The following is a 22,212-nucleotide window of genomic DNA, read 5'->3' on the forward strand; positions in this document are numbered from 1 at the left end:
AGAATTCCGGCACGGTGGGGTGGTGAATGAAGCAAATCCGTTCCCAGGACGGTCAGTTGTGGTGCTGAATGGATGAGCGGGGATACGCAACGGCGCACGCCCCGCTCAGCGAGGGGTGTGCGCCACCGGCGGCTGAGAGGGGTTTGTTCGTGCATGCTTTCTCACACGGCACCACAGCGACACCGACCGCGACCGCAGTTCCACCGCAGCTCTCACTGCCGGTGATCGAGACGGAATTTCCCCGGCGACTCCACCCCTATTGGCCGAAGCTCCAGGAGAAGACCCGGACCTGGCTGCTCGAAAAACGGCTCATGCCCGCGGACAAGGTCGAGGAACATGCCGATGGCCTGTGCTACACGGACCTGATGGCGGGGTACTACCTCGGCGCGCCCGACGCGGTCCTGCAGGCGATAGCCGACTACAGCGCGTGGTTCTTCGTCTGGGACGACCGTCACGACCGCGACGTCGTCCACGGCCGGGCCGCCGCCTGGCGGCGGCTGCGGGAGCGGCTGCACACGGCGCTGGACGCACCCGCGGACCACCTGCACCACGAGGACCCGCTGGTCGCCGGGCTCGCCGACAGCGTGCTGCGGCTGTACGCCTTCCTGTCGCCCACCTGGAACGCCCGGTTCGCCCGGCACTTCCACGCGGTGATCGACGCGTACGACCGGGAATTCCACAACCGCACCCACACAATCGTGCCCGGCGTCGAGGAGTATCTGGAGCTGCGCCGGCTCACCTTCGCGCACTGGATCTGGACCGACCTGCTGGAGCCGAGCGCCGGTTGCGAACTGCCGGACGCCGTGCGAAAACACCCCGCATATCGGCGGGCGGCCCTGCTGAGCCAGGAATTCGCCGCCTGGTACAACGACCTCTGCTCACTTCCGAAGGAAATAGCGGGGGATGAGGTCCACAATCTCGGCATCAGTCTCATCACCCACCGCGGTCTGAGCCTGGAGGAAGCGACGGCGGAAGTCCGGCGAAGAGTCGAGGAATGCATCACGGAATTCCTCGCCGTCGAACAGGACGTATTGCGGTTCGCCGACGCGCTCGCCGACGGGACCGTGCGCGGAAAGGAACTGAGCGGCGCCGTGCGGGCCAATGTCGGCAATATGCGGAACTGGTTCAGTTCCGTCTACTGGTTCCACCACGAGTCGGGCCGGTACATGGTCGAGAGCTGGGACGACCGGTCCACGCCCCCGTACGTCGACAACGAAGCGGCAGGTGAGAAATGACCGTCGAGTCCGTCAACCCCGATATCCGGACCGATCAGGCACCGGAGCTGCGCGAGCCGCCCGTGGCCGGCGGCGGAGTACCGCTCCTCGGCCACGGCTGGAAGCTGGCGCGCGACCCGCTGACCTTCATGGCCCAGCTCCGCGACCACGGCGACGTCGTCCGCATCAGGATCGGCCCCAAGACCGTGTACGCGGTCACCACCCCGGCGCTCACCGGCGCCCTCGCGCTGAGCCCCGACTACCACATCGCCGGTCCGCTGTGGGAGTCGCTGGAGGGCCTGCTCGGCAAGGAGGGCGTGGCGACCGCCAACGGGGCGCTGCACCGGCGCCAGCGGCGCACCATCCAGCCCGCCTTCAAGCTCGACGCGATCCCCGCCTACGGGCCGATCATGGAGGAGGAGGCGCACGCCCTCACCGAGCGCTGGCAGCCGGGGCGGACCGTCGACGTCACCTCCGAGGCGTTCCGCGTCGCCGTGCGCGTCGCCGCCCGCTGCCTGCTGCGCGGCCAGTACATGGACGAGCGCGCCGAGCGGCTGTGCGGATCCCTCGCCACCGTCTTCCGGGGGATGTACCGCCGGATGGTCGTCCCGCTCGGCCCGCTGTACCGGCTGCCGCTGCCGGCCAATCGCGAATTCAACAACGCGCTGGCCGACTTGCACCTGCTGGTCGACGAGATCATCGCCGAACGCCGCGCATCCGGTAAGAGGCCGGACGATTTGCTGACGGCTCTGCTGGAGGCGAAGGACGACAATGGCGACCCGATCGGGGAACAGGAGATCCACGACCAGCTCGTCGCGATACTCACCCCCGGAAGTGAAACCATCGCTTCCACGATCATGTGGTTGCTGCAGGCACTTGCCGAACACCCGGAACATGCCGACCGCATACGCGACGAAGTCGAAGAGGTCACCGGCGGACGCCCCGTGGCATTCGAGGACGTTCGCAAGCTCACGCACACCGGCAATGTCATCGTGGAGGCGATGCGTTTGCGTCCGGCCGTGTGGGTATTGACCCGCCGCGCCGTGGTGGAGACCGAACTCGGTGGCTACCGCATTCCGGCCGGGGCGGACATCATCTACAGTCCGTACGCAATCCAGCGCGATCCGAAGTCATACGCCCGTCACCTGGACTTCGACCCCGACCGATGGCTCCCGGAACGCGTGACGGAACTGCCGAAATACGCCATGCGGCCGTTCAGCGTCGGCAATCGCAAGTGCCCCAGTGACCACTTCTCGATGGCGCAGCTCACGCTGATCACGGCCGCGCTCGCCGCCAAGTACCGCTTCGAGCAGGTGGCCGGCTCGAACGACGCCGTCCACGTGGGCATCACCCTGCGTCCGCACGGCCTGCTGGTCAGGCCCGTGGCGCGGTGACCTCCCGGCGAGGTGCCGCCCCGTCCGGGTGGGCACCTCGCCGGGCCGAGGGGCGGGACTCAGAAGTCCTCGTCCAGGTCGACGGTGCCCTCCACCGCCACCTGGTACGCCGACGGGCGCCGCTCGAAGAAGTTGGTCAGCTCCTGGACCCCCTGCAGCTCCATGAAGGAGAAGGGGTTCTCGGAGCCGTACACCGGGGCGAATCCGAGGCGCGTCAGCCGCTGGTCGGCCACGCACTCCAGGTACTGCCGCATCGAGTCGGTGTTCATGCCCGGAAGGCCGTCGCCGCACAGGTCGCGCGCGAACTGGAGCTCGGCCTCGACGGCCTCCCGCAGCATGTCGGTGACCTGCTCGCGGAGCCGGTCGTCGAAGAGGTCGGGCTCCTCCTTGCGGACGGTGTCGACCACGTCGAACGCGAAGGACATGTGCATGGTCTCGTCGCGGAACACCCAGTTGGTGCCGGTGGCCAGGCCGTGCAGCAGGCCCCGGCTGCGGAACCAGTAGACGTAGGCGAACGCGCCGTAGAAGAACAGGCCCTCGATGCACGCGGCGAAGCAGATCAGGTTGAGCAGGAAGCGGCGGCGGTCGGCCTTGGTCTCCAGTCGGTCGATCGACTCGACCGAGTCCATCCACCTGAAGCAGAACTCGGCCTTCTCGCGGATCGACGGGATGTTCTCCACGGCCGCGAAGGCGGCGGCGCGGTCGTCCGGGTCGGGCAGATAGGTGTCCAGCAGCGTCAGGTAGAACTGGACGTGTACCGCCTCCTCGAAGAGCTGACGGCTCAGGTACAGCCGCGCCTCGGGGGAGTTGATGTGCTTGTAGAGGGTCAGCACCAGGTTGTTGGCGACGATCGAGTCGCCGGTGGCGAAGAAGGCCACCAGCCGGCCGATCAGGTGCTGCTCCTCGGGGCTCAGCCTGGCCAGGTCCGCGACGTCCGAGTGGAGGTCGACCTCCTCCACGTGCCAGGTGTTCTTGATGGCGTCCCGGTAGCGCTCGTAGAAGTCGGGGTAGCGCATCGGGCGCAGGGTCAGCTCGAAGCCGGGGTCGAGCAGGTTCTTGCTGGTCATTACTGGCAGGCCTCGCAGGACTCGGGGTTCTCCAGGGAGCAGGCGACCGCCTCGGGGTCGGCCTGCACGGGGGCGGCGGCCCGGCCGGCGGCGCGGGCGATGCGGGTCGCCGGACGGGAGCGCAGGTAGTACGTGGTCTTCAGGCCCTGCTTCCAGGCGTAGGCGTACATCGAGGAGAGCTTTCCGATGGTCGGCGTCTCCAGGAACAGGTTCAGCGACTGGGCCTGGTCGAGGTACGGGGTGCGGGCGGCGGCCATGTCGATCAGGGCGCGCTGCGGGATCTCCCAGGCGGTGCGGTACAGCGCGCGCACGTCCTCGGGGATCCAGGCGAAGCCCTGCACCGAGCCGTTCGCCTCGCGCAGCGCCTCACGGGTACGGGCGTCCCAGACGCCGAGCCGCTTGAGGTCGGCCACCAGGTACGAGTTGACCTGGAGGAACTCCCCGGACAGCGTCTCGCGCTTGAACAGGTTGGACACCTGCGGCTCGATGCACTCGTACGCGCCCGCGATGGACGCGATCGTGGCGGTCGGCGCGATGGCGAGCAACAGGGAGTTGCGCAGGCCGCTCGACGCGATGCGCGTCCGCAGCGCCGCCCACCGCTCCGGCCAGACCGGCTCCACGCCGTAGTGGTCGGGGTGCAGCACACCCCGGGCGGTACGGGTCTTCTCCCAGGCCGGCAGCGGGCCGTCGCGCTCGGCGAGGTCGGCGGAGGTCTCGTACGCGGCGAGCATGATCCGCTCGGCGATGCGGGTGGACAGTGCCTTCGCCTGCGGCGAGTCGAAGGGCAGCCGGAGCTGGAAGAAGACGTCCTGGAGGCCCATCGCGCCGAGGCCGACCGGACGCCAGCGGGCGTTGGACCGGCCCGCCTGCTCGGTCGGGTAGAAGTTGATGTCGACGACGCGGTCGAGGAAGGTGACGGCGGTGCGAACGGTGGCGTCCAGCCGCTCCCAGTCGATGTCCCCGCCGGTCACGAAGGCGCCCAGGTTGACCGAGCCCAGGTTGCAGACCGCCGTCTCCCCGTCGTCCGTGACCTCCAGGATCTCCGTGCAGAGGTTGGAGGAGTGGACGACGTTGCCCGGCTCGGCGGTCTGGTTGGCGGTGCGGTTGGCCGCGTCCTTGAAGGTCATCCAGCCGTTGCCGGTCTGCGCGAGGGTGCGCATCATGCGGCCGTACAGCTCACGGGCGGGGAGGGTCTTCCTGGCCAGGCCCTTCGCCTCGGCCGCGCGGTAGGCGGCGTCGAACTCCGCGCCCCACAGGTCCACCAGCTCCGGCACGTCCGAGGGCGAGAACAGCGACCAGGGCCCGTCGGCGTCCACCCGGCGCATGAACTCGTCCGGGATCCAGTGCGCCAGGTTGAGGTTGTGCGTGCGGCGGGCGTCCTCGCCCGTGTTGTCCCGCAGCTCCAGGAACTCCTCGATGTCCGCGTGCCAGGTCTCCAGGTAGACCGCCGCCGCGCCCTTGCGCCTGCCGCCCTGGTTCACCGCGGCCACCGAGGCGTCCAGCGTCTTGAGGAACGGGACGATGCCGTTGGAGTGCCCGTTGGTGCCGCGGATCAGCGAACCCCGGGCGCGGACGCGGGAGTAGGCGATGCCGATGCCGCCGGCGTGCTTGGACAGGCGGGCGACCTGGTGCAGGCGGTCGTAGAGGGAGTCCAGCTCGTCCTTGGGGGAGTCGAGGAGGTAGCAGGACGACATCTGGGCGTGCCGGGTGCCGGAGTTGAAGAGGGTGGGGGAGGAGGGCAGGTAGTCCAGGCGGCTCATCAGCCCGTAGAGCGCGGCGACTTCGTCCACGGCCCGGTCGGTGTCGTCCTCGGCGAGCCCGCAGGCGACGCGCAGCAGGAAGTGCTGGGGCGTCTCGACGGCCCTGCGGGTGATCGGGTGCCGCAGCAGGTAGCGGCTGTGGACCGTGCGCAGGCCGAAGTAGCCGAAGCGGTCGTCGGCGTCCGGGTCGATCAGCGCGTCCAGGCGGTCCGCGTGCAGCCGGACGAACGCGGCCGTGCGGTCGGCGATCAGGCCCTCGCGGTGACCGGTGGCGACGGACTCCGTGAAGCGGGTGACGCCCTGGGAGGCGGCCTCGGCGCGGATGCTCAGGGTCAGCAGCCGGGCGGCGAGGCGGGAGTAGGCCGGGTCCTCGGAGATCAGTCCGGCCGCGGCCTCCGTGGCCAGCTCCCGCAGCTCGGCCTCGTCGGCGCGCGCGGACCGGCCGCGCAGGGCGGCGGCGGCGACCCGGCCGGGGTCGGCGTCCGGCAGGCCGGCGGTCAGCTCGGTCAGGGTCCGCAGCAGGGCGGCACCGGGGCCGTCGGGCTCCTCGGCCGGCCCGGGCGCTGCGGCGGTCGAAGCCGTCACCGGGTTCGCAGCGGCCGGGTCGGCTGGCGCGATGGTCACGTGGGGGCACTCCCTCGCTCGGCACGGGGCCTTGCGAGGGGCAGGGGCAGCTCACGAGCGCACGCGGCGTCGCGTCCACCGGCCCATTCCGCGAGGCCCGGACGTCATGGCGCCCGGACCGGGACGGCCGGGCGCACTGTCGGCAGGTCCTCGGACTGAAGCCCGTGCGCTCACGCGGACACGCGAACACGCACAAGTACACCGTTGCGGGACAGTTCCGGATTCCCACCGGATTCCCCTGCGGCGACAGCGAGCATGAGCATACATCTTGTGCCGGGCCGCGCGAGCACCCCCAGATGTTGTGCCGTGAAGCTGTCAGAGTGTCAGGCTGTAGGTGAGCAGCATGATGTCGTCCAGCTCCGGCAGCGGGTTCCAGTCGCGCTCGGGCGTGCGGACGAAGCCCAGGCGTTCGTAGAGCCGGTGGGCGGTGCGCATCGTGCGCTGGGTCGACAGCACGACGCGTTCGCAGCCCTCGACGGCCCGGGCACGGTCGACGCAGGACCGCACGAGGGCCTCGCCCACACCGCGTCCGCGCCCCTCGCGGGCGACGGCGAGCATGCGTATCTCGGCCTCGCCGGGCCGGGCGATGTCGGCCATGGGGCCGCCGGACGGCACGAAGGTCACGCCGCCCAGGACGCGGCCGTCCGCGGTGGCGACCAGGACCTCGGCGGCGGCCCGCTTGGCCACGTCGCGCAGTTCGCCGAGGTAGGCGTCGCTCTCGCCGAAGTCGAGGAGGCCGTCGTGCAGGTAGGCGTCGGCGGTGATGTCGCCGAGGGCGGTGTGGTCGGAGGGGAGTGCGGTGCGGATCTCGAGGTCCATGGGGACTGTGTACGGCAACGGGCCGCCCTCGCGCATCACGAGGGCGGCCCGCCGCGGTGGTCTCCCGGGGCCCGACGGACAGGCCCCGGGGAACTGCCTCAGTGCGAGGAGCCCGCCGTGGCCGGGGGCAGCTCGACCTGGACGCCCGGGTCGCCCGCGTCCGCCGTGTAGTCCTCCGGCTTGGTCTCGTCGACGCCGTCGGGTGCCTTGACGGCCCTCAGGACGAAGGTCAGCGCCACGGTGACCAGGACGTTCAGCACGAAGGCGGTGAGACCGATGTAGCCGATCTCCCCGATGCCCGGGATCTCCTTGGCCGAACCGCCGAAGTGCTTCTGCGTCGGCGAGGCGACCCCGTACGCGGCGGCCGTGCCGTAGACCATGCCGACCGCCCAGCCGCCGAGCAGCGCCCAGCGGTGGAACCAGCGCGTGAACAGGCCGCCCACCAGGGCCGGGAAGGTCTGCAGGATCCAGATGCCGCCCAGGAGCTGGAAGTTGATCGCCACCGTCTTGTCCATGCCGAGCACGAAGACCAGCGCGCCCACCTTCACCAGGAGCGACACCAGCTTGGAGACCTTGGTCTCCTGCTCGGGCGTGGCGTCCGGCTTGATGAAGTCCTTGTAGATGTTGCGGGTGAACAGGTTCGCGGCCGCGATCGACATGATCGCCGCCGGGACCAGGGCGCCGATCCCGATGGCCGCGAAGGCCACGCCCGCGAACCAGGCCGGGAACATGTCCTCGAACAACTGGGGGATGGCGAGCTGGCCGTTGCTCACCTTCACGCCGGCCGCGATCGCCATGAAGCCCAGCAGCGCGAGCAGGCCGAGCATCAGCGAGTACAGCGGCAGGATCGTGGTGTTGCGGCGGATCACCTCACGGCTGCGGGAGGACAGCGTCGCGGTGATCGAGTGCGGGTACATGAACAGCGCCAGCGCCGAGCCCAGCGCCAGCGTGGCGTACGTCCACTGGCCCGCCTCTCCCGGCGCCAGCGCGCCGCGCGGCTTGCCGGTCGCCTCGTTGGTCTGGCCGAACGCCTCGCCGGCCTTGGCGAAGATGTCGTCGAAGCCGCCCAGCTTGATCGGGATGTAGATGATCGCCACCGCGATCACGATGTAGATCAGCGTGTCCTTCACGAACGCGATCAGCGCGGGCGCGCGCAGCCCCGACGAGTAGGTGTACGCCGCCAGCACGCCGAAGGCGATCAGCAGGGGCAGGTCCTTGACGAACCAGTTGGTGTCCTCCCCGCCGCCGACGCCCATCACGTCCAGCACGGCCTGGATGCCGACGAGCTGGAGCGCGATGTACGGCATCGTGGCCAGGATGCCGGTGACGGCGACCGCCAGCGACAGGCCCTTGGAGCCGAACCGGCCGCGCACGAAGTCCGAGGTCGTCACGTAGCCGTGCTTGTGGGAGACCGACCACAGGCGGGGCAGGAAGGTGAAGATCAGCGGATAGACCAGGATCGTGTACGGCACGGCGAAGAAGCCGGCCGCGCCCGCCGCGTAGATCGCCGCCGGGACGGCCACGAAGGTGTACGCGGTGTACAGGTCGCCGCCCAGCAGGAACCAGGTGACCCAGGTGCCGAACGAGCGGCCGCCGAGGCCCCATTCGTCGAGGCTGTGCTCGTTCTCGGCCTTGCGCCAGCGCGCGGCCAGGAAGCCCATGGCCGTGACGAGCACGAAGAAGAAGATGAAGACGGCGAGTGCGACGCCGTTGACGCCGTCGTTCACTTCGAGCCGCCTTCCCGGCGGGCGCGCTGGTCACGCTGCCACAGCTTGTACGCGACGACCGTCAGCGCGGTGGAGATCAGCACCCACGCCATCTGGTACCAGTAGAAGAACGGGATGCCGATGAGCGTCGGGTCCGTCTTGGCGTACGAGCCGACCCACAGCATGGCGACGAACGGTGCGGCGAGGCAGAGGGCGATGACGACGCGTGCCGGCGTCACCGTCGGCCCTCTGCTGGTTTCCGGGGCTTGCGACATGCGGTGACTCCGTCCCTCGCTGATCACCTGGTGCGGTGCGCACGAAAATGTAGGTGACGGTGTCAGGACAGCGGAAGACCTCGTTCACACTTCGGTCGCCGTACGCGGTGTGCCGGGTGGCCCGGGGAGGGGTGTGCCTAGTCCTGGGGCCGCTTGAGGCGGGCCACGAACTTGTAGCGGTCGCCGCGGTAGACCGAGCGCACCCACTCCACCGGCTGGCCCGTCCGGTCCAGCGAGTGCCGGGAGAGCATCAGCATCGGCAGGCCGACGTCGGTGCCGAGCAGCCCCGCCTCGCGCGGGGTGGCCAGCGAGGTCTCGATGGTCTCCTCGGCCTCGGCCAGATGGACGTCGTACACCTCGGCGAGTGCCGTGTAGAGGGACGTGTACTTCACCAGCGACCTGCGCAGTGCCGGGAAGCGCTTCGCCGACAGGTGCGTGGTCTCGATCGCCATCGGCTCGCCGTTGGCCATGCGCAGCCGCTCGATGCGCAGCACCCGCCCGCCGGCCGTGATGTCCAGCAGTCCGGCGAGGCGTTCGTCGGCGGTGATGTAGCCGATGTCCAGGAGCTGGGAGGTGGGTTCGAGGCCCTGCGCCCGCATGTCCTCGGTGTACGAGGTGAGTTGCAGCGCCTGCGACACCTTGGGCTTGGCGACGAAGGTGCCCTTGCCCTGGATGCGCTCCAGGCGCCCCTCGACGACCAGCTCCTGAAGGGCCTGGCGCACGGTCGTGCGCGAGGTGTCGAACTCCGCGGCCAGGGTGCGCTCGGGCGGGACCGGGGTGCCCGGCGCCTGCGTCCGGGTCATGTCGAGCAGGTGCTTCTTCAGTCGGTAGTACTTGGGCACGCGCGCGGTACGGACGGTCGCCCCACCCTCGTTCTCCGCACTGCTGACGTCGGTGCTCATGCTCTGCCTTCCCGGCTCCGGGTGCCGAAGCGACCGACATCCGCTATCGGCCACGGCTCACATCGTGGCACGGGTTGGTGCCGGGAGGGCCCCGCACGCTCCGTGATCCCTTCTGTATACCTCCGTGGCCCCCGTTGGTCTAGTCCACCATGGCGTCCGGGGTCTCTGGTACGGCTCGCGCGGCAGGTCCCGGCGCCCCGCCGGGCGGCAGTGGTACACCCGGCCCCGGTCCGTCCGAAGTGTCGCTTGCGCAATGAAAGGTCCCTGCATATCTCGGTCGCATCACGGACGCCCGGAGGGTGCTTGAAGACCCTTGACAGCCCAATTGGTCTGGGCCAAGCTCCCCCTACTGGTCTACACCATTGGTCCAGGTCCCGGCCCCATGGGCGGTCCGCGTCGACGAGCAACCGCGGGGAGGCAGGGGGGTTTTGTGGCATCCCTGAGGAGGGTGGCGTGAAGCGCAAGCTGATAGCCGCGATCGGTATCGCGGGCATGATGGTCTCGGTCGCGGCGTGCGGGGGCGACGACGGCGACGACGGCAAGAAGGCCGGGGCGGACGGCTACGCCGGCCAGACGCTGACCGTGTGGGTGATGGACGGTTCCTCGCCCGACCAGTGGCAGGCGGACCTCGCCAAGGAGTTCGAGGCGAAGACCAAGGCGAAGGTCAAGTTCGAGATCCAGAAGTGGAACGGTATCCAGCAGAAGCTGACCACCGCTCTGTCCGAGGAGAACCCGCCCGACGTCTTCGAGATCGGCAACACCCAGACCCCGGCCTACGCCAAGACCGGCGGCCTGGCCGACCTGGCCGACCTCAAGAGCGAGATCGGCGGCGACTGGTCCGAGTCCCTGAACAAGTCCGCGGTCTTCGACGGCAAGCAGTACGCGGCCCCGTGGTTCGTGGTCAACCGCGTGGTCATCTACAACAAGAAGATCTGGGCGGACGCGGGCATCAAGGACACGCCCAAGACCCGCGACGAGTTCTACAACGCCCTCAAGACCATCGGCGAGAAGACCGACGCCGAGCCGATCTACATGCCCGGCCAGAACTGGTACCACTTCGTGGGCCTGGCCATCGGTGAGGGCGCCGAACTGGTCAAGAAGGACGGCGACAAGTACGTCTCCAACCTCGCCGACCCGAAGGTCGCCGCCGCCACCGAGACCTACAAGAAGTTCCAGGCCCTCTCCAAGGCACCCAAGGACAAGGACGAGGCCACCCCGCAGCAGGGCGAGATCTTCGCCAAGGGCAAGACCGGCGCCATCATCGGCATGGGCTGGGAGGGCGCCACGGCGATCACCACCAACCCGGCGATCGAGAAGGACCTCGGCTACTTCACCATCCCGGGCGCCACGGCCGACAAGCCCGAGGGCGTCTTCCTCGGCGGCTCCAACCTGGCCGTCGCCGCGGGCAGCAAGAAGCAGGAGCTGGCCAAGGAGTTCCTGAAGATCGCGCTGTCCGACAAGTTCGAGGGCGAGCTGGCCAAGGCCAACGGCGTCATCCCGAACAAGGAGTCGCTGCAGGGCAACCTCCAGGGCAACGCCGCCGCCGAGGCCGCCGCGCCGGCCGCCGCCGGCGGTGACACCACGCCGCTGATCCCGGAGTGGGCCGCGGTCGAGAACGACCCCAACCCGATCAAGACCTATCTGACGGCCGTGCTGAAGGGCAAGTCCCCCGCCGAGGCCGCCAAGCAGGTCGAGGGCGAGTTCAACAAGCGCCTGGCGCAGCAGCAGTAACACCGGGTGAGCCGGGGCGGGGGCAGGCAGACGACGGCCCCCGCCCCGGCGTCGAGTTGAGCAGGTCGAGAAGAGAGAGACCGCGAGCATGACCGTGCAGACCGAACGGCCGCCCCGAGGCCCGTCGGACGTCCGCAAGGCGGGCGGCGGGGACACCGGCCGGGCGAAACCGAGAGCCGCGTCACGCGCCGGCGCGCTCGTCCCGTACCTGTTGCTGCTGCCCGCCTGCGCGGCCACCGTGCTGCTGCTCGGCTGGCCGCTGGTGAAGGACGCCCTGCTGTCCTTCCAGAACCTCAACATGGCGCAGCTCATCCAGCACGTCACCGAGTGGACGGGCTTCGACAACTACAAGGAGGTCCTCACCGGCGAGGACTTCTGGCGGGTCACCCTCCGCTCGATCGTCTTCACCGCGGTCAACGTCGTCCTCACCATGGTGGTGGGCGGCCTGATCGGCCTGCTGCTCGCACGCCTCGGCAGGGCCATGCGGTTCCTGCTGATGCTCGGCCTGGTGCTGGCGTGGGCCATGCCGGTCGTCGCCGCGACCACCGTCTACCAGTGGCTCTTCGCCCAGCGCTTCGGCGTCGTCAACTGGGTCCTGGACAAGCTCGGCTGGCACTCCATGGCCGACTACAGCTGGACCGGCAGCCAGATGTCGACGTTCTTCGTCGTCACCGTGCTGATCGTCTGGATGTCCGTCCCGTTCGTCGCCATCAACCTGTACGCGGCGACCACCACCATCCCCGGCGAGCTGTACGAGGCGGCCGCCCTCGACGGAGCCGGCGTCTGGCGCAGCTTCACCTCGGTCACCCTGCCGTTCCTGCGCCCGTTCCTCTACGCGACGACCTTCCTGGAAGTCATCTGGATCTTCAAGGCGTTCGTCCAGGTCTACACGTTCAACGGAGGCGGCCCCGACCGCCTCACCGAGATCCTGCCCGTCTACGCCTACATCGAGGGCGTCGGCAACCAGCACTACGGCATGGGCGCGGCGATCGCGGTCCTGACCATCCTGATCCTGCTCGGTCTGACCGCCTACTACCTCAGGATCGTGCTCAAGCAAGAGGAGGACGAGCTGTGAAGCGCTCGCTCTTCGGCCGCCTGTGGCCCAACGTCACGGCCGTCGTCCTGTTCATCGGCCTCGTCTTCCCCGTCTACTGGATGTTCGCGACGGCCTTCAAGCCGGCCAACGACATCATCTCGGAGGACCCGGTCTGGTTCCCGACCGACATCACCTTCGAGCACTTCAGGACCGCGGTCGACGCCGACCACTTCTGGACCTACGTCGCCAACTCGTTCGTCGTCACCGTCTGCGCGGTCGTCTTCTCGCTGATCATTGCGCTGGCCGGAGCCTTCGCCCTGGCGCGGATGCGGTTCAAGGGGCGGCGCGGCTTCGTCATCGGCTTCATGCTCGCCCAGATGGCGCCCTGGGAAGTCATGGTCATCGCCATCTACATGATCGTGCGCGACGCCTCGATGCTGAACAGCCTCGTACCGCTCACCCTCTTCTACATGATGATGATCCTGCCCTTCACCGTCCTGACGCTGCGCGGCTTCGTCGCCGCCGTGCCGAGGGAGCTGGAGGAGTCCGCGATGGTCGACGGCTGCACCCGGGCCCAGGCCTTCCGCCGCGTCATCCTGCCGCTGCTCGCCCCGGGCCTGATGTCCACCTCGATGTTCGGCTTCATCACCGCGTGGAACGAGCTCCCCCTCGTCCTGGTCGTCAACAAGGAGGCCGAGTCCCAGACCCTGCCGCTGTGGCTGACCAGCTTCCAGACCGTGTTCGGCGACAACTGGGGTGCGACCATGGCCGCCTCGTCGCTCTTCGCCGTCCCGATCCTGATCCTCTTCGTCTATCTGCAGCGCAAGGCCGTCAGCGGCCTGACCGCCGGCGCCGTGAAGGGATAACGCCATCCGATGACGACCATCGCCAGCGGTACCGACACACTCACCCGCGACGCCCTGACCGTCCTCCAGCCCGGCTTCACGGGCACCACCGCCCCCGACTGGCTGCTGCGCCGCCTCGGCGAGGGGCTGGCCTCCGTCGGCCTGTTCGGGCGCAACATCGCCTCGCCCGGGCAACTGGCCGCCCTCACCGCCCAGCTCCGCGCCGAACGCGAGGACGTGCTGGTCGCCATCGACGAGGAGGGCGGCGACGTCACCCGGCTCGAGGTGCGCACCGGCTCCTCCTTCCCCGGCAACCTGGCCCTCGGCGCGGTGGACGACACCGGGCTCACCCGGCAGGTCGCCGCGGAGCTCGGCCGCCGCCTCGCCGCCTGCGGGGTGAACCTCAACTGGGCCCCGTCCGCCGACGTGAACTCCAACCCGGACAACCCGGTCATAGGGGTGCGCTCCTTCGGCGCCGGCACCGACCTGGTCGCCCGCCACACCGCCGCCTACGTCATCGGTCTCCAGTCGGCGGGCGTGGCCGCCTGCACCAAGCACTTCCCGGGCCACGGAGACACCGCCGTGGACTCCCACCACGCCATGCCCCGCATCGACGTGGACGCCTCGGTGCTGGCCGAGCGCGACCTGGTGCCCTTCCGCGCCGCCATCGCCGCCGGCAGCCGCGCGGTGATGAGCGCCCACATCCTGGTCCCCGCCCTGGATCCGCGCCTTCCGGCAACGTTGTCCCGCCGCATCCTCACCGACCTGCTCCGCGGTGAACTGGGCTACGACGGCCTGATCGTCACCGACGGCATGGAGATGCGGGCCATCGCGGACACCTACGGCATCGAGCGCGGCAGCGTCCTGGCCGTCGCGGCCGGCGCCGACGCGATCTGCGTGGGCGGGGGCCTCGCCGACGAGGAGACCGTGCGCCGGCTGTGCGACGCCCTGGTCGAGGCCGTCCGCACCGGCGACCTGCCCGAGGAACGCCTGGCCGACGCGGCGGAGCGCGTCCGCGCCCTGGCCCGTTGGACGGCGGCCGCCCGCTCCGGCGCGGCCCGAGCGGCGTCCGCCGGGAACGAGGAGGTGGGCCTGCGCGCCGCCCGCCGCGCCCTGCGCGTCACCGGCGGCGAGGGCTTCACCGCCCTGACGGCACCGCCGTTCGTCGCCGCGCTCACGCCGGTCGCCAACATCGCGGTCGGCGACGAGACCCCCTGGGGCGTCGCCGCCGAGCTGTCCCGACTGCTCCCCGGCACCGAGACCGGCAGCTTCGCGGGAGCGGACGCCGGGAACGAGGTGCTGGCCGCCGCGGGACCGCGCCGCATCGTGGCCGTCGTCCGCGACGAGCACCGCCACCCCTGGATGGCGGCGGCGCTGGACGCCCTGCTGGCGGCCCGCCCGGACACCGTCGTGGTCGAGATGGGCGTCCCCGGGGCCGAGCCCCGTGGCGCCCTGCACCTGGCCACCCACGGCGCGGCCCGCGTCTGCGGCCGGGCGGCGGCGGAGGCCCTCACGGGCGGCTGAGCCGTACGGCGGCACGACGAAGGCGCCGCACCCCCGGCCGGGGGTGCGGCGCCTTCGTCGTGCCGGGTACGCGGGGCGCGGACCGTCGGTCAGATGCCCTGCCAGTCCGGCTTGTGGGCGTAGGTGTGCCGGAAGTAGCCGGCGAGCTTCAGCTTGCCCGCGGCGGCCTCGTCGACGACGACCGTGGCGTGCGGGTGGAGCTGCAGAGCGGAGGCCGGGCACACGGCCGCGACGGGGCCCTCGACGGTCGCGGCCACCGCGTCCGCCTTGCCCTCGCCCGTGGCCAGCAGCACCAGGTGGCGGGCCTCCAGGATGGTGCCGATGCCCTGCGTGATCACGTGGTGCGGCACCTGCTCGATCTCACCGTCGAAGAACCGCGCGTTGTCGACGCGGGTCTGCTCGGTCAGCGTCTTGATGCGGGTCCGCGAGGCGAGCGAGGAGCAGGGCTCGTTGAAGCCGATGTGCCCGTCCGTCCCGATGCCCAGGAGCTGGAGGTCCACCCCGCCCGCCTCGCCGAGCGCGCGGTCGTAGGCCTCGCACGCCGCCTGGACGTCCTCCGCCGTGCCGTCGGGGCCCATGAACGCCTCCATCGGGACGCCCAGGGGCTCCAGCACCTCGCGCCGCAGCACGGAACGGTACGACTCCGGGTGCTCCGCGGGCAGCCCCACGTACTCGTCGAGCTGGGCGATCCGCGCCCGCGAGGCGTCCACGGCGCCCGAACGCACCCGGGCCGCCAGCGCCTCGTAGACGGGCAGCGGCGTCGAGCCTGTGGCGACCCCGAGCAGGGCGTCGGGCTTGCGCCGCAGGAGCTGCGCCATGGCCTCGGCGATGAGCTCGCCGCCCGCCTTGGCGTCGGGAACGATGACAACTTCCACGCTGGCCTGCCGTTTCGAAGAGAGGGACTCACCCGGTGCCCGGGACTGCGTGTGGTTTAGACCAATCTAACAGAGGAGGGCCGTCCGGGCGGGGCGAACTGGCGGCCGGACCGGCGAACGGAAGAGCGGCTTCTCCGGGGAGCGCCCGGAAAATGCCCCGGCGGTCCGGCCCCGCTGGTGGGCCGACAGGGTTAGGCTTCTGCAGACCGCCCGCGCACGGGGCGAGCGGCGGAACACGGCACGAACAAAGACCGTCCACCGCATGGACACGGCTAGTGGTCTAGTCCACAATGGCCAGTGGGACCCCGCGACATGACACACACGCGAGGGACGTCAGACTTCCGCCTTCCCCGCACAGGAGGGCGGACCGAGGAACCGGTGCTCTCTGCCCTGACTGCCCCGGCTCCTCATCCTTCGGCCGACCGGGACCGCACACCCCACGGCCGATGTTGCTCCGGGCTGCGGTGCCGGGAGGGTTGAGGGTCCCTCCCAGGCGCCGCGGCCCGCGGGTGTCTCCGGGCCCGGGCAGCGGCGGAATCCGGCCGATTTCGATCGGTGTCCGTACCGCCAGGTACGCTCGGCCACGTGCCCTCCATGAACGAACTCGTACGCCAGCACACCGCCCTCGACGACTCCGACCTCGAGTGGCTCCACCTGCTGGTCTCGGAGTGGCAGCTCCTCTCCGACCTCTCCTTCGCCGACCTGGTCCTGTGGGTCCCCACCCTGGACGGCACCCGGTACGTCTCCGTCGCCCAGATGCGCCCCAACACCGGCCCGACCTCGTACCAGGACGACATGGTCGGCCACCTCGTCCCGCGCGGCCGGCGCCCCATGCTGGACATCGCCCTGGACGAGGGCCGCATCGTGCGCGAGGGCGACCCGGAGTGGCGCGAGGAGGTCCCCGTCCGCGTCGAGTCCATCCCGGTACGGCGCCAGGGACGCGTCCTCGGTGTCATCGCCCGCAACACCAACCTGCTCACCGTGCGCACCCCGAGCCGCCTGGAGCTCACCTACCTGCAGAGCGCCTCGGACCTCGCGCAGATGATCGCCGCGGGTGCCTTCCCGTTCGAGAACCAGCAGGTCGACATGGACGCCTCGCCCCGCGTCGGTGACGGTCTGATCCGCGTCGACGGGGACGGCATCGTGCAGTACGCGTCCCCCAACGCCCTGTCGGCCTACCACCGCCTCGGCCTCGCCGCCGACCTGGTCGGCCACCACCTCGGCCGGACCACCGCCGAACTCGCCCCCTCACGGGGCCCGGTGGACGAGGCACTCGCCAAGGTGGCCAGCGGCTGGGCACCGCGCGAGTTCGAGATCGAGGCGCACGACGGGGTGATCCAGTTCCGCGCCATCCCGCTCAAGCCGAAGGGCACGCGCATCGGTTCACTGGTGCTGCTGCGCGACGTCACGGAACTGCGCCGCCGCGAACGCGAGTTGATCACCAAGGACGCCACCATCCGGGAGATCCACCACCGGGTGAAGAACAACCTCCAGACCGTGGCCGCCCTGCTGAGGCTCCAGGCCCGGCGCATCGAGTCCGAACGGGGCCGCGAGGCGCTGGAGGAGGCCGTGCGCCGGGTCGGGTCCATCGCCATCGTCCACGAGACGCTGTCCCACAACCTGGACGAGCGCGTGGAGTTCGACGAGATCGCCGACCGCGTCCTGGCCATGGTCGCCGAGATCTCGCCGGGCAAGGTGACCGGCAGGCGCACCGGCCGTTTCGGCATCCTGGACGCCGAGGTGGCCACGCCGCTGTCGATGGTGCTCACCGAGGTGCTGCAGAACGCGCTGGAGCACGGCTTTCGCGAGGGCGACACCGGCACGGTCGAGGTCTCCGCGGTCCGCGGCGGCACGACGAGGGAGTCCCGCCTGCTGGTCACCGTCCAGGACGACGGCGTCGGCCTGCCCGAGGACTTCGACCCGCACAGCTCGGGCAACCTCGGTCTTCAGATCGTCCGGACCCTGGTGGAGGGTGAGCTCGGCGGCACCTTCGACATGATCCCGGCTCCGGAGGGCGGCACCCGGGTGATCCTCGACATCCCGGTGCCGGCGCACAAGTAGCACGGCACACGGAGCCGCGGGCGGACAGCAAAAAGCCTCGGACCCGTGAAGGTCCGAGGCCAGTGCTCATGTGATGCGGGGGAGCATCGGGGGGTACTGCGCGCTGCGGCTCGGGGGCGGGAGTTGCGTACGCGCTGTACGCGCCGCCAAGCTGAGGCTGTCAGTAGGGGTGGCTGGTCAGGCGGAGGCCTGACGGGCCCGGTTGCGGGCGGCACGGCGCTTCATCGCGCGGCGCTCGTCCTCGCTGAGACCACCCCAGACGCCGGAGTCCTGACCGGACTCGAGCGCCCACTGCAGGCACTGCTCCATGACAGGGCAGCGACGGCAGACGGCCTTGGCTTCCTCGATCTGCAGCAGCGCGGGACCGGTGTTGCCGATGGGGAAGAAGAGCTCGGGGTCTTCCTCGCGGCAAACGGCGCGGTGACGCCAGTCCATGGCTGCTACCTCTCCTTGGTATTACGTGCAGGGTGCTTGTGAATGTGAACGCTTTCACGAATCCCTCAACAAGGGAAGGGCCTACCGCCAGGTTCCCTGGTGTGGTCCTTGGATTGAAGAGGGGTTCCGGTGATCTGTGGAGGCCGGTGTTGCGGGCCGTCCCGATCGCCATGAAGAGACTCGCAAACCTCGGCGGCGGATACAACCCCTTCCGGAAAGTTTTTTTTGATTCTTCGGTGTCGACTAGGTCACAGCCGTACTTCTATGGGGTGGACCCTGGCCTAAACGTTCGAGTGAAAGGACTTTTGCCGGTTCTGCTCACACAATCACACGCAGTGCACGGCGTACGCCTGTGAACGTCACGCTCGTCCGCAGCCCCAGGTGGTCACCGTCCATCTGGAGGGGCAGGGGCACCTTCGAATGCAAGGTGAAGTCACTCAGATCGTGCAGGGAGACCGCGTGCCTGCCGCGAGGTCCGCGCTCGGGGGACGAAGTGAGCAACTGGGTGCCATACCGGGCAACCGCGGCCGTGGACAGCCGGCTGAGTCCGAACACGTCGAGCCCGGTGTCGAACGACGCCTCGGGCGACGCGTAGATCGGCCGGTTGCCGAGGAACGTCCACGGGCACGTGTTCGAGACTATGGAGAGCACCAGATCGGTGACCGGGTCCTCGCCGGCGCGCTCCAGCGTGATGGTGCCGCTGCGGCGGTGCGGCTCCCCGAAGAGCTGGCGCACCACCTGGCGGACGTAGAGGGCGTGGGTGGACTTCTTGCCCTGCTCGCGGTGCTGCTCGACCCGGCCGACCACTCCGGCGTCGAAGCCCAGACCGGCGTTGAAGGTGAACCAGCGGGCCGGCACCGCCTCGTCCTCCGAGCCCGGCGTGCCGGAGGCCAGCCCCAGGCCGACCGTCCGCTCACTGCCCTCGCGCAGCGCGTCCAGCAGGGCGCCGGTGGCCTCCACCGCGTGGTTGGGCAGGCCCAGGGCGCGGGCGAAGACGTTGGTGGAACCGCCGGGTACCACCGCGAGACCGGGCAGGTGCTCCGGGTCGGGCCCGGCGTGCAGCAGGCCGTTGACGACCTCGTTCACCGTGCCGTCGCCACCGAGGGCCACCACCAGCTCGATGTCGTCGCTCAGCGCCGCCTGCCGGCCGAGGTCGCGCGCGTGGCCCCGGTACTCCGTGGTGACCGCCTCGAGCTTCATCTCGCTCGCGAGCGCATGGATCAGCACGTCGCGCGTGCGCGCGCTCGTGGTGGTTGCCGCCGGATTGACCACGAGAAGTGCACGCATGCTGTGCAGGGTACCTACTGGGCGGTACCCGGCCCAGACCGAGGTAGGGAACGGGTAAGGGTCCGGCCGTGCGGCGCGGGCCCGGCCCGCGGGCCTCGGCGCGGGCGCCGGTGGCCCGACGGCTACCCTTCAGGGGTGAGCAGTGAGCAGACCCCCACCCCCGAAGCCGAAGCCGCCGAAGAGGCGGGCCCGCGTCCCGGCCGTCTGACGGCCGCGGCCGCGCTCGCCGCGCTGGAGGGGCTGGCGCTCGTCGTCGGCGGAGCCTGGATGCTCGTGGAGGGGCTCACGGGGCATCCCGACGACCGGACCTCGGCCGTCACCGGCGGCGTCACCCTGATCGTCCTCGCCCTGCTGCCGCTGCTCGCCGCCCGCGGGCTGCTCGCCCGGCGCGGCTGGAGCCGGGGACCCGCCGTGATCACGCAGATCATGGCGCTGCCGGTGGCCTACAACCTGCTCCAGGCCGACAGCGTGGCCATCCCGGCCGGCATCGTGCTCGCCGTCGTGTCCGTCACGGCGCTGGTCCTGCTGGTCAATCCCACGACGACCCGCGCCCTCGGCATCCGGGGACCCGGCCGCGCCGAGAAGTAGCCGCGGGGCCGGCCGCCGCTCCTACTCCTCGACCAGCAGCTTCTCCCGGAGCTGCGCCAGGGTGCGCGCCAGCAGCCGGGAGACGTGCATCTGGGAGATCCCGACCTCCTGCGCGATCTGCGACTGGGTCATGTTGCCGAAGAAGCGCAGCAGCAGGATCCGCTTCTCGCGCGGGGGCAGGTCCTCCAGCAGGGGTTTGAGCGACTCCCTGTACTCGACGCCCTCCAGCGCCTCGTCCTCGGCGCCGAGGGTGTCCGCGACCGCCGGGGACTCGTCGTCGGTGTCGGGGACGTCCAGGGACAGCGTGGAGTACGCGTTGGCGGACTCCAGCCCCTCCAGGACCTCCTCCTCGGAGATCGCCAGCTTCTCGGCGAGCTCGTGGACCGTGGGGGAGCGGCCGTGGAGCTGGGAGAGCTCCGCGGTGGCCGTCGTCAGCGACAGGCGCAGTTCCTGGAGCCTGCGCGGCACGCGCACCGCCCAGCCCTTGTCCCGGAAGTGCCGCTTGATCTCACCCACGACGGTGGGGGTGGCGTACGTGGAGAACTCCACCCCGCGGTCCGGGTCGAAGCGGTCCACCGACTTGATCAGGCCGATGGTGGCGACCTGCGTGAGGTCGTCCAGCGGCTCGCCGCGGTTGCGGAAGCGGCGCGCGAGGTGCTCGACGAGCGGCAGATGCATGCGGACGAGCTGATTGCGCAGCTCCGCGTACTCCGGGGTGTCCTTCGAGAGCGTCCGCAGCTCGGTGAACAGGGCGCGCGCCCCGCTGCGGTCCCGCGGGTCGTGGCGCGTGTCCTGCGTGCCGGTGCCACGGGCGCCCGGCGCCTGCTCCTCGGAGTGCCGCTCGTGCTCGCTCATGGTCCCGCCCGTCGCCCTTTCCCGAGCCCCTGCCCCCGCTCGGCCGGGCCGGGCGGGGGCATCCCCGGTCCGCCCGGCCGTGGGCGTGCTCCGCACGGCGCCGTCGCCGCTCCCGGCCGCCTCGGGGGCGTCGTCCTCCGGGTGCGGGCGGGCCTGCTCGGGGATGCCGTCGATGCCGTCCGCCATGCGTGGGGCCGCGTTCTGGGAACGCGTGCCCTCGGCCGGCAGCTCCCGTGTGCCGCGCTCTTCGTCCCGCACCGGCCCGTCCCCGTTCCTCACGTCGGCCCTGGTCCCGCGCCGCGCTGTTTGTACAGGCTGATCGAAACGGTCTTGTCCTCGTCCACGGCGGAGGAGACCTTGCCCGCGAGAGCGGACAGGACGGTCCAGGCGAAGGTGTCCCGCGAGGGGGCGTGACCGTCCGTGGTCGGCGCCGAGACGGTGACTTCGAGCGAGTCGTCGACGAGGCGGAAGACACAACTGAGCACCGAGCCGGGCACGGCCTGCTGAAGCAGGATCGCGCAGGCCTCGTCGACTGCGATGCGCAGGTCCTCGATCTCGTCGAGGGTGAAGTCCAAGCGGGCTGCGAGGCCGGCCGTCGCCGTACGCAGCACCGACAGGTAGGCACCCGCGGCCGGCAGCCGGACTTCCACGAAGTCCTGGGTCGCGGGCTCGCCTGCGATCTGGGACACCCTCACCTCCAAGGTGGTACAAGCGTTACAGGGCCGGGGGCCGCCCCCCGGGGTAACGCGACACGTGGTTCAGCGGTGACGTTATCGCGCTCCGAAGTTTCCTGTCCCCGAGCCCCCAACCCCTCGCTGTCACTCATAGTAAACACCCGAACACGCACAGTGGCTAGGGGTTGGGCGGGCTCAAATCGAAAGAGCGCGCGCCGGGTTGACGTACCCAGGCGCACGTCGCTCGAACCGTCCCTCCGTACAGTCGTCCGAGGGTCATACGAGCACGTGGTCGACGAAGCACCAACGCCAGTTCTCCCCGGGCTCGAACGTCCGCATCACGGGGTGGCCGGTCTCCCCGTGGTGCGCCGACGCGTGCCGCTTCGGCGAGGAGTCGCAGCAGCCCACGTGCCCGCACGTGAGGCACAGGCGAAGCTGCACCGGCTCCGTGCCCTCGGCCAGGCATTCCGGGCAGGTGTCGCTCAGCGGCTTCGGCTCCGGGTGCGGCAGCGCGTCGGCGTGCGTGCACTGTTTCATGAT

At 70.3% G+C, this 22,212-nt stretch carries 20 protein-coding genes and 1 riboswitch; of the genes, 8 read left to right on the forward strand and 12 right to left on the reverse strand.

Translation table 11 applies throughout. From position 1 onward, the window contains the following. The first annotated feature begins 149 nt into the window (after positions 1–149). Both cyc1 and ACH499_RS27140 read left to right on the forward strand, forming a co-directional pair. Positions 150–1,235 carry an epi-isozizaene synthase gene (cyc1, locus tag ACH499_RS27135; protein WP_399018958.1) on the forward strand — a complete coding sequence of 362 codons (1,086 nt, stop codon included), beginning with the start codon at positions 150–152 and terminating at the stop codon, positions 1,233–1,235. Further along, on the forward strand, positions 1,232–2,608 hold the full coding sequence (locus ACH499_RS27140; RefSeq protein WP_399018960.1) for a cytochrome P450: 1,377 nt from the start codon (positions 1,232–1,234) through the stop codon (positions 2,606–2,608). The genes cyc1 and ACH499_RS27140 overlap by 4 nt, the downstream gene beginning before the upstream one ends. A 59-nt stretch (positions 2,609–2,667) precedes the next feature. Here ACH499_RS27140 and ACH499_RS27145 read toward each other — a convergent pair whose 3' ends face one another. The 6 genes from ACH499_RS27145 to ACH499_RS27170 all read right to left on the reverse strand — a co-directional run bounded on the left by ACH499_RS27145 (position 2,668) and on the right by ACH499_RS27170 (position 9,761). Further along, complete coding sequence (locus ACH499_RS27145) at positions 2,668–3,675, reverse strand: ribonucleotide-diphosphate reductase subunit beta (protein WP_356201820.1); 1,008 nt, start codon at positions 3,673–3,675, stop codon at positions 2,668–2,670. After that, positions 3,675–6,059, reverse strand: coding sequence for a ribonucleoside-diphosphate reductase subunit alpha (locus tag ACH499_RS27150; RefSeq protein WP_399018963.1), 2,385 nt, complete (start codon positions 6,057–6,059; stop codon positions 3,675–3,677). Before ACH499_RS27150 ends, ACH499_RS27145 begins: the two co-directional genes overlap by 1 nt. Positions 6,060–6,204: 145 nt before the next feature. After that, a riboswitch (cobalamin riboswitch) is annotated at positions 6,205–6,297 on the reverse strand. Between the two features lie 77 nt (positions 6,298–6,374). After that, positions 6,375–6,878, reverse strand: coding sequence for a GNAT family N-acetyltransferase (locus ACH499_RS27155; RefSeq protein WP_399018965.1), 504 nt, complete (start codon positions 6,876–6,878; stop codon positions 6,375–6,377). Positions 6,879–6,976: 98 nt separating this feature from the next. Beyond that, the gene (gene mctP / locus ACH499_RS27160; RefSeq protein WP_356201814.1) at positions 6,977–8,605 is read right to left on the reverse strand and encodes a monocarboxylate uptake permease MctP; all 1,629 of its coding nucleotides are present in this window, start codon (positions 8,603–8,605) and stop codon (positions 6,977–6,979) included. Then, positions 8,602–8,859, reverse strand: a complete 258-nt coding sequence (locus tag ACH499_RS27165) for a DUF3311 domain-containing protein (protein WP_356201813.1) — start codon at positions 8,857–8,859, stop codon at positions 8,602–8,604. Before ACH499_RS27165 ends, mctP begins: the two co-directional genes overlap by 4 nt. A 137-nt stretch (positions 8,860–8,996) precedes the next feature. Further along, positions 8,997–9,761 (reverse strand): GntR family transcriptional regulator, encoded by a 765-nt coding sequence (locus ACH499_RS27170; RefSeq protein ID WP_239762586.1) that lies wholly within the window; start codon positions 9,759–9,761, stop codon positions 8,997–8,999. A gap of 453 nt (positions 9,762–10,214) precedes the next feature. Between ACH499_RS27170 and ACH499_RS27175 the strand changes: the two genes are divergently transcribed. From ACH499_RS27175 to ACH499_RS27190, 4 genes are all read left to right on the forward strand, one after another. Continuing rightward, entirely contained in the window at positions 10,215–11,492 is a 1,278-nt protein-coding gene (locus tag ACH499_RS27175) for an extracellular solute-binding protein (RefSeq protein WP_399018969.1), read from the forward strand. Positions 11,493–11,580: 88 nt separating this feature from the next. Continuing rightward, on the forward strand, positions 11,581–12,567 hold the full coding sequence (locus tag ACH499_RS27180; RefSeq protein WP_356201810.1) for a sugar ABC transporter permease: 987 nt from the start codon (positions 11,581–11,583) through the stop codon (positions 12,565–12,567). After that, positions 12,564–13,394 (forward strand): carbohydrate ABC transporter permease, encoded by an 831-nt coding sequence (locus ACH499_RS27185; protein WP_399018971.1) that lies wholly within the window; start codon positions 12,564–12,566, stop codon positions 13,392–13,394. The genes ACH499_RS27180 and ACH499_RS27185 overlap by 4 nt, the downstream gene beginning before the upstream one ends. Before the next feature lie 9 nt (positions 13,395–13,403). Further along, complete coding sequence (locus tag ACH499_RS27190; RefSeq protein WP_399018973.1) at positions 13,404–14,897, forward strand: glycoside hydrolase family 3 protein; 1,494 nt, start codon at positions 13,404–13,406, stop codon at positions 14,895–14,897. 89 nt (positions 14,898–14,986) lie between these two features. Here ACH499_RS27190 and nagB read toward each other — a convergent pair whose 3' ends face one another. After that, positions 14,987–15,772 (reverse strand): glucosamine-6-phosphate deaminase, encoded by a 786-nt coding sequence (gene nagB / locus ACH499_RS27195; protein WP_356201806.1) that lies wholly within the window; start codon positions 15,770–15,772, stop codon positions 14,987–14,989. Between the two features lie 594 nt (positions 15,773–16,366). On the opposite strand from nagB, the gene ACH499_RS27200 reads away from it, so the two are divergent. Then, the gene (locus ACH499_RS27200; RefSeq protein WP_356201854.1) at positions 16,367–17,833 is read left to right on the forward strand and encodes a PAS domain-containing sensor histidine kinase; all 1,467 of its coding nucleotides are present in this window, start codon (positions 16,367–16,369) and stop codon (positions 17,831–17,833) included. Positions 17,834–18,010: 177 nt separating this feature from the next. On the opposite strand, the gene ACH499_RS27205 is transcribed toward ACH499_RS27200, so the two are convergent. Continuing rightward, positions 18,011–18,268, reverse strand: coding sequence for a WhiB family transcriptional regulator (locus tag ACH499_RS27205; RefSeq protein ID WP_003973730.1), 258 nt, complete (start codon positions 18,266–18,268; stop codon positions 18,011–18,013). A 318-nt stretch (positions 18,269–18,586) separates the two neighbouring features. Further along, entirely contained in the window at positions 18,587–19,555 is a 969-nt protein-coding gene (locus ACH499_RS27210; protein WP_356201804.1) for a diacylglycerol kinase family protein, read from the reverse strand. Positions 19,556–19,690: 135 nt separating this feature from the next. Between ACH499_RS27210 and ACH499_RS27215 the strand changes: the two genes are divergently transcribed. Next, entirely contained in the window at positions 19,691–20,143 is a 453-nt protein-coding gene (locus tag ACH499_RS27215) for a hypothetical protein (protein ID WP_399018975.1), read from the forward strand. Between the two features lie 21 nt (positions 20,144–20,164). Here ACH499_RS27215 and ACH499_RS27220 read toward each other — a convergent pair whose 3' ends face one another. The 3 genes from ACH499_RS27220 to ACH499_RS27230 form a co-directional block, all read right to left on the reverse strand. Continuing rightward, positions 20,165–21,256: a SigB/SigF/SigG family RNA polymerase sigma factor gene (locus ACH499_RS27220; protein ID WP_399018977.1), complete on the reverse strand. Its 1,092-nt coding sequence runs from the start codon at positions 21,254–21,256 to the stop codon at positions 20,165–20,167. A 17-nt stretch (positions 21,257–21,273) separates the two neighbouring features. Next, positions 21,274–21,687: an anti-sigma regulatory factor gene (locus tag ACH499_RS27225; protein ID WP_003973726.1), complete on the reverse strand. Its 414-nt coding sequence runs from the start codon at positions 21,685–21,687 to the stop codon at positions 21,274–21,276. Between the two features lie 261 nt (positions 21,688–21,948). Beyond that, positions 21,949–22,209 (reverse strand): UBP-type zinc finger domain-containing protein, encoded by a 261-nt coding sequence (locus ACH499_RS27230; protein WP_356201799.1) that lies wholly within the window; start codon positions 22,207–22,209, stop codon positions 21,949–21,951. Between the last annotated feature and the right edge of the window lie 3 nt (positions 22,210–22,212).

Origin of the sequence: Streptomyces sp. NPDC018947 (assembly GCF_044390505.1) — a bacterium.
Lineage (GTDB): Bacteria > Actinomycetota > Actinomycetes > Streptomycetales > Streptomycetaceae > Streptomyces.